A 12,324-nucleotide genomic window follows, 5' to 3' on the forward strand; every position below is an offset into this window, starting at 1 on the left:
GCGTCCGCCCGTAAGCAAGACGAGCCGCGACAGTTCGCGGGCAGGGCTCCCGAGCCCTGCGGACGGATCGTGACGGCGTTCGCCGCGGACCCTCACTCGCCGATCATCGCCCGGATGCGGTCGGCGAGGGCGGTCATGTCGAAGGGCTTGGTGACGACCTGCATGCCGGGCGACAGGTGCCCATGGCTGAGCACCGCATTCTCGGTATAGCCGGTGACGAAGAGGATCTTGAGGTCGGGGCGCAGCTCGCGCGCGGCATCGGCCACCTGGCGGCCGTTCATGCCGTTGGGCAGACCGACATCGGTGATCAGGAGATCCAGCCGAACGTCGGAGCGCAGCACCTTCAGCCCCTGCGGCCCGTCTCCCGCTTCGAGCGCGGTGTAGCCGAGGTCTTCCAGCACATCGACCACCAGCATGCGCACCAAAGGCTCGTCGTCGATCACGAGCACGGTCTCGCCCGATCCGATCGGCTCGATCGCCGACGTGCCGGGGGCGGCCGTCGCGGCTTCCTCCTCCTCGTGATGGCGGGGCAGGTAGACGCAGACCATCGTGCCCTGGCCGACCTCGGAATAGATCTGCACCTGTCCGCCCGACTGGCGGGCGAAGCCGTAGATCATGGACAGGCCGAGGCCCGTCCCGACGCCGATCGGCTTGGTGGTGAAGAAGGGATCGAAGGCGCGTTCGATGACGTCGGCGGGCATGCCGGTGCCATTGTCGGAAACGCACATGGAAATGTACTGGCCGGGCGGAACGTCGCGCTCGCGCGCCGCGCGGTCGTCGAGCCAGCGGTTCGCGGTCTCGATGGTCAGCTTGCCGCCGTCCGGCATGGCGTCGCGCGCGTTGATGCAGAGATTGAGGAGGGCGTTCTCGAGCTGCGGCGGATCGACGAGGGTCGACCAGAGGCCGGCAGTCGCGACCGTTTCGACGGCGATTTCGGGCCCGACGGTGCGGCGGATGAGATCCTCCATGCCGGCCACGAGACGATTGACGTCGGTCGCCTTCGGATCGAGCGTCTGGCGGCGGGAGAAGGCGAGGAGGCGGTGGGTCAGGGCGGCCGCGCGCTTGGCGGCGCCCTGCGCGCCGATCATGTAGCGGTCGAGATCGGCGATCCGTCCCTGCGAGATCCGCGCCTGCATCAGTTCCAGCGACCCGCTGATGCCGGCCAGGAGGTTGTTGAAGTCGTGCGCCAGCCCTCCGGTCAGCTGACCGACGGCCTCCATCTTCTGCGACTGGCGAAGGGCCTCGGCCGTCGCCGCCAGCTGCTCCTCCTTCTCCCGGTCGGCCGTCACGTCCCGCCCGACGGCGTTGATCAGGCCCTCCGCGCTCCGCGTGGACCAGTCGATCCAGCGGTAGGTTCCATCCTTGTGCCGGTATCGGTTCTCGAAGCGGCGGAGTTCCGCGCCCTCGGCGGACCGTGCGGCGCCGGTGCGCGTGTTCTCGATGTCGTCGGGATGGAGGATGTCGAAGAGCGAGCTGCCGACCAGTTCGTCGGCGCGCCAGCCGAGAACCTCGGTCCAGGCGGGATTGACGGCGACGATGCGGCCCTGGAAGTCGCAGCGGAGCATGATGTCCATGGAAAGCTGCCAGAGGCTGTCGCGGTCGCTTGTGCGCTCGGCGACTTCCGCCGCCAGGGCGGCATTGCCGGCCTCCAGGGCCAGAGCCTGGCGGCGCCTTCCGTCGATGTCGGTGTTGGTGCCGACCCAGCGCGCGATTCGCCCGTCCGCGTCCCGCACGGGCTCGGCCCGCGCCAGGAACCAGCGATAGAGGCCGTCCGCTCGCCGGATCCGGAACTCGACCTCGTAGATCTCGCCCGACGAGAGCGAGGCTTCCCAGGCTTCGGCGGCGGTGCTGAGATCGTCGGGATGGACGACGCCGCTCCAGCCCGCCTTGCCGTCCAGCTCGCCCGGCCGAAGGCCGACATAGGCGTAGGTCTGCTCGTTGAACCAGTCGAGATGCCCGTCGGGGCGGCTGGCCCAGATCTGGTTGGGGAGGGCCTGCGCGAGCACGCGGAACTGCTCCTCGCTCTCGCGCAGCGCCTCCTCGGTGGCGCGGCGCTCGGTCACGTCGGACGCGGCCCCGAACCATTCCCGGATCTCGCCCGCCGCATCGAGCAGCGGCACCGATCGCGAGAGGGTCCAGCCGATGTCGCCGTCGGCGCGGACCACCTTGTGCTCGAGTTCGAAGGCGCTCTTCGTGGCGACGGCCCGGTCGATCGCGGCCCGGACCCGTGCCTGTTCCTCCGCCGGAATGTACTTGGAGAACCATTCGGGATCGGCGGTCGTGGTGTCGGCGAGGAAGTTTCCGCCCGACAGCGCGCTCATCTCGGACCAGTCGGGATTGTGCGAGTAGAGCACTTCGGAAGAGGTGGAGACGAGGGCCCGCAGCCGCTCTTCGCTTTCGGCAAGCGAGCGCGTCGATGTCTGCGCCTCGGTCACGTCGTAGCCGCCGACGAAAATGCCCGTTACCGCGCCCGATCCGTCGCGGATCGGCTGATAGAGAAGATCGATGTAGCGCTCGTCCTCCTCCCCGCTCAGCCGGATGGGCGTCGCCCTGATCATGAAGGGGCGGCCGGTCTCGAAGACCTCGTCGAGCAGCTCGTAGAAGCCCTGGCCTTCGAGCTCGGGAAAGACCTCGCGTACGGTGTGGCCGAGAAACGCGCGGGCGCCGGAGATCGCGACATAGGCGTCGTTGACATATTCGAAGACGTGGTCCGGTCCCGACAGGACGCCGACGAAGCCCGGCATGTGCTGGAGAAGAAGACGCTGGCGCTGGCTGGCCTCCATCGCCGCCCGCCGCGCCGCCACCTGCTCCGTCGTCTCGGTGCAGGCGCAGAACATGCCGCCAATCGAGCCGTCCGCCATCGTCACAGGCGTGTAGGAAAAGGCGAAATGCGCCTCTTCGGGATAGCCGTTGCGATGCATGATGAACTCGATGTCGTCCATATGCGTCGATTCGCCGGCATAGGCGCGCTCGAGGATCGGCTCCACCAGGGGCCAGATGTCGTACCAGAGATCCTGGAAGGGCCGGCCCAGCGCCTGCGGGTGGCGCTGGCCGCACATGGCGGCATAACCGTCATTGTAGAGCGTCGTTCGCTCCGGTCCCCAGACGGTCAGCATGGGCTGGCGCGATCCCAGCATGAGGCCGACGATCGTGCGCAGCTCGGCCGGCCAGAGAGCGGGCGCGCCGAGCGGCGTCCCGCTCCAGTCGATCCCCCGCATCAGGGCTCCCGCCTCGCCACCATCCGTCAGGAACGGAAGCGCCGGGGTCTTTGTCGGTTCGTGCATGGACGCGATGCTCTCAAGCGCTGGACGAAGACGGATCGCGTACCCCGTTCCGCCGGGCACGAGGCCGCCCGGCGACGAAGGTCCCCGAACGACATCCGACGAACTAGCGCGGTCCTCCCTACGCTTCACCCTTCGACGGCCAACAAGAATGGGAAATGATACCGTGAGGTCTTGGGACCTGAACCTGCGGTCGATGCCGACGGAGGGGATCGCACCGTCTCGTCGGGCCGCCGCGGCCCCGAGCTGTCACCGCGATCCGATCGTGCCGCGCCGTCGCCGCTCGGCATCCCATCGAGCTCATGCAAAGCCTTGTCACGGATATGGCCCGACATGCCGCGGGAGCATCGTCAAAGCCAGCGACGGAAAATGCGTGGAGATATCGGCTTGTCGAATGGTGGGCGCGACAGGGATCGAACCTGTGACCCCCTCGGTGTGAACGAGGTGCTCTCCCGCTGAGCTACGCGCCCGCCGCGGCGGCGATTGTGCGCCGGCCGGATGGTGGGTGGGCTATAGGTGGAATCGGGGACGCGGTCAAGACGCCGGGGAGGCGGGTGCCGGGTTGTGGGCGGGGGACAGGAGGCGGGCGGCGAGGGGGGCGTCGAGGTGGCGGTAGTCGTCGATGATGTGGGTCGCGCCGTCTCGCGCGCGCGCGTCGGGAGCATAGCCGAAGTCGACGAGGATGGAGGGCACGGCGGCGGCGATCGCGGCGTCCGTGTCGGTCGCGGTGTCCCCGACGAGGAAGGCGGCCTTCCGGTCGCCGCCCGCCCGCTCGATCGTGCCGAGCAGATGGACCGGATCGGGCTTCATCGCCGCGAACGTGTCGGAACCGCAGATCGCGGCAAAGCGCGGGGCAAGGCCCAGCGTTTCAAGGAGAAGGCGCGCGAGGCGCTCCGTCTTGTTGGTGCAGACGGCCAAGCGGTAGCCGGCCGCCGAGAGCCGGTCGAGGGCCTCCACCGCGCCGGGAAAGGGGCGGGAGGTCACGGCGATGTTGGCTTCGTAATGGAGGAGGAAGCGGGCGAACTGCGCTTCGAGATCGGCCGCGACCAGCGGATGGCCGGCGCGGCCATAGGCGAATTGCAGCATGCGCCGGGCGCCGTGGCCGGCATGCGGGCGGACCTCCGCGAGCGGAACGGGCGAAAGGCCCGCTGCGGCCAGACAGTGATTGAGGCTGGCGCAGAGATCGGGAGCGGTGTCGACGAGCGTTCCGTCGAGGTCGAAGACGGCGGTGGCAACCATCGCTTGAAATCCTTCATCCCGTCCGCCGGATCTCCGCCTATGCGCTCGTCCGGCGTCGCGCGTCGTCTTCCGCCGGTCGGCGAGGCGGGTCAAGCGGCGATCCGCCGAACCCGCCCGCATTCGACACGTCAGGCGATTCGCGTTAGATCGCCGGATCGGACAAGCCTCGAACGGGTTTCACCGAAGACGCTGAGCGAAGATCGGGAGACGCGGGCCATGGCGGATACGAGCGCATTGAAGGACAAGGCCGGCCGCGCCGCCGTCGATCTCGTCGAGAACGGCATGAAGCTCGGCATCGGCACCGGTTCGACGGCCGAGGCCTTCATCCGCGTTCTCGGCCAGCGCGTGGCGGGCGGGCTGAAGGTCAAGGGCGTGGCGACTTCGGAACGCACCGCCGTTCTCTGCCGCAAGCTCTCTATCCCGATCGTCACGCTTGAGGACGAGCCTGTCCTCGATCTGGCGATCGACGGCGCCGACGAGATCGATCCGGCGCTCGGACTCGTCAAGGGCGGCGGCGGCGCTCTGCTGCGCGAGAAGATCGTGGCGGCAGCCTCCGGCCGGTTCGTCGTGATCGCCGACGGCGCCAAGCTGGTCGAGAAACTGGGCGCCTTTCCGCTGCCGATCGAGATCAACGGCTTCGGCCTCATGTCCACCTATATCGCGATTTGCAAGGCCGCCGAGAGGCTTGGCCTGGATGCGGCGGTCTCGCTCCGGCGCAACGGCGAGGAGCCCTTCATCACGGATGGGGGCCACCTGATCCTCGACGCATCATTTGGCCTCATTCCAGATTCAGAAGCGGTTTCGAGAGCGCTTCACGATATACCCGGCGTTGTCGAGCACGGCCTCTTCCTCGGCTTGGCGACGGTGGCGATCGTGGCCTACGAGGACCGTGTCGAGACGCTGCATCCGCGTGGCGCCGGCCGGGCCTGACATCTGCGGACGACGCGATTTCTTCGAATGCGCTTGCCAGTCCTTCCATCCTTTGGGTACTCAGGCGCCCGATTTCGATCTTCTTTTCGACCCGACGGAGACACGACCTTCATGCATCCCAGCCAAACGATGCGCAGCGGGCTGATCGCCGTCGCCGCCTTTGCCGTTCTCGCCTTCGGCTCCGCCAATGCCCAGGAGATCGGCGAATCGCATCTGGCGGCGGCGCGCGCGGCGGTCAATTCCATCGAGTCGACCGACCAGTTCGACAACATCCTTCTCAATGCCGCCACGCAGGTGAAGGCCGACCTCATCGGCAACAACCCCAATCTTCAGACGCAGATTTCCGACATGGTGGACGATGCGGCACTCGCTCTGGCGCCGCGGCGCAACGATCTCGAAAACGAGGTCGCCCGCGTCTATGCCAAGCTCTTCACCGAGCAGGAGCTGAACGAGATCGCGCAGTTCTACGGCTCGGAGGCCGGCAAGAAGCTGCTCCGCCAGGGGCCGCTCGCCACGCGCGAGATGCTCGCGGCGGCCGAGGTCTGGACCAACGGCATCGTGCGCGATCTGCGCGTCGCCTCCGTCAACGGCATGGCCGCCCTGATGCCCGAAGGCGGCGTCGCGTCCCCGACGACCGATCCGACCGATCCTGCTGCGGCGGCTCCGGTGACGGGCGCGGCCGGGGCGCCTGCCGGGTCCTCTTCGACGCAGTGACACCGCGCATCGTCCTTTGATAGACCCGAAAGGGCGGCCCGGTTCGGCCGCCCTTTTTCATGTCGAACCTTGTCGAGCGTCGTGGGCCCTACGGGGCATATTCTGCGGGTTCCATCGGCCCGATTTCTTCGGCCTTCCGCTGCGGGCGCAGTGCCGCTACGACCTTGTCGAAGACCTCGACCTCGAACCGGAATCCCGCCGACATCATTGCGTCCCATATCGCGCACGATGCTCCAAAATCCTCAGTCCCGTGGAAACGAGGCGATCTTGAGCCAGAGCTACGACTACGACCTCTTCGTCATCGGCGGCGGTTCCGGCGGCGTGCGCGCCGCGCGGCGAACCGCCATGCTCGGTCGCAAGGTGGCGATCGCCGAAGAGTATCGCTACGGCGGCACCTGCGTCATCCGCGGCTGCGTGCCGAAGAAGCTCCTCGTCTATGCCTCGCAGTTTCCCGAAAGCTTCGAAGACGCGGCCGGCTACGGCTGGACCGTCGGCGAGACGAGCTTCGACTGGCCGGCGCTGATCGCGGCGAAGGACAAGGAGATCGACCGGCTGGAAAACGCCTACAGGACGAACGCCATCAAGGCCGGGGCCGAGGTCCTGAAGACGCGCGCCGTGATCGAGGGGCCGCATCGCATCCGGCTCGAGGCCGAGAACCGGACGGTGACGGCCGAGCGCATCCTGATCGCGGTCGGCGGGCAGCCGAACGTCCAGCCGGGCTTCGACGGCGTCGAACACTGCATCACGTCGAACGAAGCCTTCCATCTGGAGCGCCTGCCGAAGGCGATCGTCATTCTCGGCGGCGGCTATATCGCGGTCGAGTTCGCCAATATCTTCCACGGTCTCGGCGTCGAGACGACGCTCGTCTATCGCGGCCAGGAAATTCTCCAGGGCTTCGACGACGATCTGCGCCACGAGCTGCATGCGGCGATGGAGAAGAAGGGCATCTCCGTGCGCTGCGGCGACACCGTCGCGGAGGTCGCCAAGGGTGACGACGGCCGCCTCTCCGTGCGGCTGAAGGGCGGCGACGTGCTGGCGACCGACGAGGTCATGCTGGCGATAGGGCGCCGGGCGAACACGGTCGGGCTCGGCTGCGCCTCCGTCGGCATCGAGCTCGACGAGCGCGGCGGTATCGTCGTCGACGCCTATTCGCAGACGACGTCGGACCACATCTGGGCCGTCGGCGACGTGACGAACCGGGTGCAGCTGACACCCGTCGCGATCCACGAGGCCATGTGCTTCGTCGAGACCGTCTTCAACGGACGCCCGACCAAGCCGGACCACGAGACGATCCCGACCGCCGTCTTCTCCCAGCCCGAGATCGGAACGGTCGGCCTGACCGAACACGAGGCGGCGAAGCGCTTCCCGGAGCTCGAGATCTATCGCACGTCCTTCCGCCCGATGAAGAACATTCTAGCCGGCCGCGACGAGCGCGTTCTGATGAAGCTCGTCGTCGATGCGGATACGCGGCGGGTGCTGGGTGCCCACATGCTCGGACCGGAGGCGGGGGAGATGAGCCAGCTTCTCGGCATCGCGGTGAAGGCGGGCCTGACGAAGGACGACTTCGACCGCACCATGGCCGTCCACCCTTCGATGGCGGAGGAACTGGTCACGATGTACGACCCCACCTATCGCGTGAAGCACGGCGCGAAGATCGATGGCTGAGCCGATCCACGCCGACCATCCCGATTTTGCACGCTTTGCGGCGGAGGGCTCGGTCGTCGCCTATTTCGGCTACGGATCGCTGGTGAACAAGGCGACGCTGCGCACCCGGTTCCTTGCCATCCGGCGGGCCGAGGTCGTCGGCTGGCGGCGCTTCTGGCTGCCGCGCCCGGCGCCCTATGCCGCCTATCTGTCGGTCCGGCCGGAGCCGGGGCACCCGACGCAAGGGGTGGTCGTCTACGATCTGGCGGAAAACCTGCCGCTCGTCGACGAGCGGGAGGCGGGCTACCGGCGCGTCGCGGTCGACGGCGGCGAGGTCTTCGTGGAGGGCGCGCCCGATGTCGAGGTCCCGCTCTTCCTCTACGAAGCGCTGCGCCCGGAGGAGACCGCCGCCGAGGCGGGGTGCTTCCTGCTGCAGTCCTATCTCGACGCGGTGCTGCAGGGCTTCCTCGCGCTCTATGGCGAGGAGGGCCTTCGCCGCTTCGTCGGGGAGACGGAGGGGTTCGAGACCGACATCGTGGCGGACCGGCATGCGCCGCGCTACCCGCGCTCGGTGACGCTCGGGAGCGGCGAGGCAGAGCTCTTCGACCGGCTGATCGAGACGCGCGGCGCGCGCTTCGTGCAGTCTTCCGGCGAATGGCTCTGACGCCTTCCCCTTCGAAAGGTCCAGTCCCCGTTCGGATGACAAACGGTTTCTCAAGGTCTATATGCGCGCGATCGGCCGTTGCGGCCGGGGCGGCGCAGGGGACACCCCGCGCCGGGCGAGAACCGGCGCGAACCCCAGCGTCGGCCAAGACCTGCGAGAGAGACCATGGCCAAGGATTGGACGCCGACGAGCTGGCGCAACAAGCCGATCGAACAGGTTCCGGACTATCCGGACGCAGCGGCGCTGGCCGATACCGAAGCGCGTCTCTCGACGTTTCCCCCGCTCGTTTTTGCCGGTGAGGCCCGCAAGCTCACCCGGGCTCTGGGTGAGGTCGCCGAGGGGCGCTCCTTCCTGCTTCAGGGCGGCGACTGCGCGGAAAGCTTCGCCGAGCACGGCGCGGACAACATCCGCGACTTCTTCCGCGCCTTCCTGCAGATGGCGGTGGTGCTGACCTTCGGCGCATCGCAGCCGGTGGTGAAGGTCGGCCGCATCGCGGGCCAGTTCGCCAAGCCGCGCTCTTCGCCGATGGAGACGGTGAACGGCGTCTCGCTGCCGTCCTATCGCGGCGATATCGTCAACGGCACCGGTTTCGACGAGGCCTCGCGCATTCCGAACCCGGAGCGCCAGATCGAGGCCTATCGCCAGTCCGCCGCGACGCTGAACCTCCTGCGCGCCTTCGCGCAGGGCGGCTATGCCAATCTCGACAACGTCCACCAGTGGATGCTCGGCTTCGTGTCGGGCAGCCCGGCGGCGGAGCGCTACGGCGCGCTTGCCGACCGCATTTCGGAGACGATGAATTTCATGCGCGCCATCGGCATCACCGCCGATACGCATCCCGCGCTCCGCGAGACCGATTTCTTCACGAGCCACGAGGCGCTGCTGCTCGGCTACGAGCAGGCGCTGACGCGGGTCGATTCGACCTCGGGCGACTGGTACGCGACCTCCGGCCACATGATCTGGATCGGCGACCGCACGCGGCAGGAGGCGAACGCCCATGTCGAGTTCTGCCGCGGCATCAAGAACCCGATCGGCCTGAAATGCGGTCCCTCGATGGATGCCGACGGCCTTCTGCGCCTGATCGACGTTCTGAACCCGGAGAACAAGGCGGGACGCCTGACGCTCATCGGCCGCTTCGGGCACGACAAGGTCGAGCAGCACCTACCGCGCCTCATCCGCGCGGTCGAGAAGGAGGGTCGCAAGGTCGTCTGGTCCTGTGACCCGATGCACGGCAACACGATCACGCTCAACCACTACAAGACGCGGCCCTTCGACCGCATCCTGTCGGAGGTTCAGAGCTTCTTCGACATCCACCGTGCCGAAGGCTCGCATGCGGGCGGCATCCATATCGAGATGACGGGCAAGGACGTGACGGAGTGCACGGGCGGCTCGCGGCCGGTTCTCGCCGAGGACCTGTCCGACCGCTACCACACGCATTGCGACCCGCGTCTCAACGCGAACCAGGCGCTGGAACTGGCCTTCCTCGTCGCGGAGCTTCTGAAGAAGGAGGTCGAAACCCAGGCGCCGAAGCAGGCTTCCGGCTTCTGATCGACCGACAATGAAGGATGTGAAAGAGGCGGGCTGGTCCCGCCTTTTTCATGGGCGCCGACCGGTGGCGGCGCGTTGCTATCGCCGAGGCGCTGTCTCGGCGATCGTCGCTCGACGGTTGAACGCACCGTCGCATCGGGGCCCGCTAACACTCGGCGGACCTTTGTCTTAGCTTGGGGCAAAGGAGTTCCCCATGGCCACGCTTCCCACCCTCTTCATCTCCCACGGCTCCCCGGACACGGCGATCGCCGACACGGGGGCGACGCGCTTCATGAAGGCGCTGGGAGCGGAGCTTCCTCGTCCGCGCGCGATCGTCGTCGCGTCCGCGCATTTCGAGGCGGAGGATGCGGTCTTCGTCAGCGGGGATGCCGCGCCCGAGACGATCCACGATTTCGGCGGCTTCGATCGCAGGCTCTACGAGATGCGCTACCCGGCGCCCGGCGAGCCTGCCCTGGCCAAGACGATCGCGGAGACCCTGCGCGCCGCCGGATTTCGGACGGGCGTCGCCACGGAGCGCGGCTTCGACCACGGCACCTGGGTTCCGCTGTCTCTGATCTACCCGCAGGCCGACATTCCCGTCGTCCAGGTGTCCGTCGATCCGACGAAGGGCGCGGATCATCACCTGAAGCTCGGCGAGGCCCTCGGCCGCCTTCGCGAGGAGGACATCCTCGTCGTCGGCTCCGGGTCCTTCACGCACAATCTGCGCGAGGCCTTCGCGCGGTTGCGCGTCGGCGACCGGGATGCCGAGACGCCGGACTGGGTCTCGACCTTCGCGAACTGGATGACGGACCGCATTCTCGAAGGCGATCAGCCGGCGCTGCTCGACTACCGTGCCCAAGCCCCCTTCGCCCGCGAAAACCATCCGACCGACGAACACCTGATGCCGCTCTATGTCGCGCTCGGCGCAGCCGGCCCCGGCGCTCCGGCGCGGCGCCTTCACGAAAGCCGCGACTTCGGTGTGCTGGCGATGGAGGCGTTCGCATTCGGGTGAAGCAAGATGTCAGGGTTCACGGTCTTCGCGGAAGCGATCGAACTGATGCATCCGCTCGTGGAGGATCGTGACGATGCCGATGTCGCCATTCGTCAGCCGCCGCCAATAGACGATATGTCTCTCGTGGCGAAAGTAGAAGCCGTCGACCTCGAACTCGGCGGGCACGGGCTTCGATAGGACCGCATGCGTGTCGATCCCTTCGAAGGCTCGGAAGAGGCCTTCGACGTATCGATCCGCCTGCTCCTCGCCCCAGCGGTCGCGCGTGTAGCGGTAGATCTCGTCGAGGCGGTGGGAGGCGGCGGCTTGGACGCGGATGTTCGCCACGAATCAGCGCCGGTTTCGCGCGATCACCTCTGCGGCCGTCAGCGGCATGTAGGACGTCTCGGGAGCCGCGAAGGCCTGAGCCAGTTCGATCCGCAGACGCTCGAACGCCTTCTGCTCCGCGTGATCCTTGTCCCGCCTGATCAGGTCGCGGATATACTCGCTGACATTCTCGTAGGCGCCGTCCTGCCCGACATTCTGCGCGACGAAATCACTGAGCGCGCCGCTGACGCGAACCGTCATCGTGGTCGTCGACTGTCCCATCGCACTAGCCCTGGCCTGTCGTCTTCAAGTTCCACAATATTGAAGACCGAGACCTCGTTTGTCCAGTATGGCCGCACCACCGCCATCACGCCTCGTCCTTCTCCGCCTTGTCGCTGCGAAGGCTCGGGAACAAAGCGGGCCCCCATTGGCGCCAGGCGAACCAGAGGGCGAGGGCGGCGGCGATGACGGCGAGGGCGATGCCGACGCCGCGTTCCATGACCTCCAGGCGCGCGAAGACCGAGCCGATGGAATAGCCGAACGCATAGCCGATCGTGGTGAAGAGCCCGGCCCAGATGGCGGCACCGATGAGGTTCAGGACAAGGAAGCGCGGGATCGAGATGGAGGAGAGGCCGAGCGCGATCAGGCCCGGCATGCGCAGGCCGTAGATGTAGCGGTTGACGATGACGAAATAGGCCTGGAACCGGTCGACCAGCCGGATGGCTTTCACGAATTTCGGCTTGGCCTTCCAGCGCGCGACCCAGCGATGGCCGGACCAGAAGCGGGCGAAGAGGAAGACCGCGAGGTCGCCGCAGAACGAGCCGAAGAAGGCGAGGCTCATGATGAAGTAGATCGAATAGGAGCCGCGAAAGGCGAGAAACCCGCCGATGATCGCGAAGACCTCGCCTTCGAAGAAGGTCCCGACGAGCACGATGACGGGGCCGTACTGGCTGATCAGGGACAGAATTTCGTACACGAGGGCTCCGGTGGGGCCGTTCCAAGGCGCGTCGCCG

The 12,324-nt window shown here is 67.3% G+C and carries 11 protein-coding genes and 1 tRNA gene; 6 read left to right on the forward strand and 6 right to left on the reverse strand.

Annotated elements, in window-relative coordinates; all coding sequences use genetic code 11:
• Window positions 1-92: 92 nt before the first annotated feature.
• From ASG62_RS16675 to ASG62_RS16685, 3 genes are all read right to left on the reverse strand, one after another.
• Complete coding sequence (locus ASG62_RS16675; RefSeq protein ID WP_056693439.1) at window positions 93-3,284, reverse strand: PAS domain-containing protein; 3,192 nt, start codon at window positions 3,282-3,284, stop codon at window positions 93-95.
• A 392-nt stretch (window positions 3,285-3,676) separates the two neighbouring features.
• A tRNA-Val gene (locus tag ASG62_RS16680) sits at window positions 3,677-3,751 on the reverse strand.
• A 64-nt stretch (window positions 3,752-3,815) separates the two neighbouring features.
• Window positions 3,816-4,520, reverse strand: a complete 705-nt coding sequence (locus tag ASG62_RS16685; protein WP_056693442.1) for an HAD hydrolase-like protein — start codon at window positions 4,518-4,520, stop codon at window positions 3,816-3,818.
• Window positions 4,521-4,736: 216 nt separating this feature from the next.
• On the opposite strand from ASG62_RS16685, the gene rpiA reads away from it, so the two are divergent.
• The 6 genes from rpiA to ASG62_RS16715 all read left to right on the forward strand — a co-directional run bounded on the left by rpiA (window position 4,737) and on the right by ASG62_RS16715 (window position 11,008).
• Window positions 4,737-5,450, forward strand: coding sequence for a ribose-5-phosphate isomerase RpiA (gene rpiA, locus ASG62_RS16690; protein ID WP_056693446.1), 714 nt, complete (start codon window positions 4,737-4,739; stop codon window positions 5,448-5,450).
• 111 nt (window positions 5,451-5,561) lie between these two features.
• Window positions 5,562-6,164, forward strand: a complete 603-nt coding sequence (locus tag ASG62_RS16695) for a DUF2059 domain-containing protein (RefSeq protein ID WP_082537132.1) — start codon at window positions 5,562-5,564, stop codon at window positions 6,162-6,164.
• A gap of 228 nt (window positions 6,165-6,392) precedes the next feature.
• Window positions 6,393-7,829, forward strand: a complete 1,437-nt coding sequence (gene gor, locus ASG62_RS16700; RefSeq protein ID WP_056694005.1) for a glutathione-disulfide reductase — start codon at window positions 6,393-6,395, stop codon at window positions 7,827-7,829.
• A complete protein-coding gene (locus tag ASG62_RS16705) occupies window positions 7,822-8,472 on the forward strand; it encodes a gamma-glutamylcyclotransferase family protein (protein ID WP_056693447.1) in 651 nt (216 codons plus the stop codon). Before gor ends, ASG62_RS16705 begins: the two co-directional genes overlap by 8 nt.
• 165 nt (window positions 8,473-8,637) lie before the next feature.
• Entirely contained in the window at window positions 8,638-10,017 is a 1,380-nt protein-coding gene (locus ASG62_RS16710; RefSeq protein WP_056693457.1) for a class II 3-deoxy-7-phosphoheptulonate synthase, read from the forward strand.
• Between the two features lie 193 nt (window positions 10,018-10,210).
• Complete coding sequence (locus ASG62_RS16715) at window positions 10,211-11,008, forward strand: DODA-type extradiol aromatic ring-opening family dioxygenase (protein ID WP_056693459.1); 798 nt, start codon at window positions 10,211-10,213, stop codon at window positions 11,006-11,008.
• A gap of 9 nt (window positions 11,009-11,017) precedes the next feature.
• On the opposite strand, the gene ASG62_RS16720 is transcribed toward ASG62_RS16715, so the two are convergent.
• The 3 genes from ASG62_RS16720 to ASG62_RS16730 all read right to left on the reverse strand — a co-directional run bounded on the left by ASG62_RS16720 (window position 11,018) and on the right by ASG62_RS16730 (window position 12,287).
• A complete protein-coding gene (locus ASG62_RS16720) occupies window positions 11,018-11,332 on the reverse strand; it encodes a type II toxin-antitoxin system RelE/ParE family toxin (RefSeq protein WP_056693462.1) in 315 nt (104 codons plus the stop codon).
• A 3-nt stretch (window positions 11,333-11,335) separates the two neighbouring features.
• The gene (locus ASG62_RS16725; protein ID WP_056693465.1) at window positions 11,336-11,593 is read right to left on the reverse strand and encodes a type II toxin-antitoxin system ParD family antitoxin; all 258 of its coding nucleotides are present in this window, start codon (window positions 11,591-11,593) and stop codon (window positions 11,336-11,338) included.
• An 85-nt stretch (window positions 11,594-11,678) separates the two neighbouring features.
• Window positions 11,679-12,287 carry a DedA family protein gene (locus tag ASG62_RS16730; RefSeq protein WP_056694012.1) on the reverse strand — a complete coding sequence of 203 codons (609 nt, stop codon included), beginning with the start codon at window positions 12,285-12,287 and terminating at the stop codon, window positions 11,679-11,681.
• Window positions 12,288-12,324 lie beyond the last annotated feature (37 nt).

The sequence above is a fragment of the Aureimonas sp. Leaf427 genome (assembly GCF_001425485.1).
Lineage (GTDB): Bacteria > Pseudomonadota > Alphaproteobacteria > Rhizobiales > Rhizobiaceae > Plantimonas.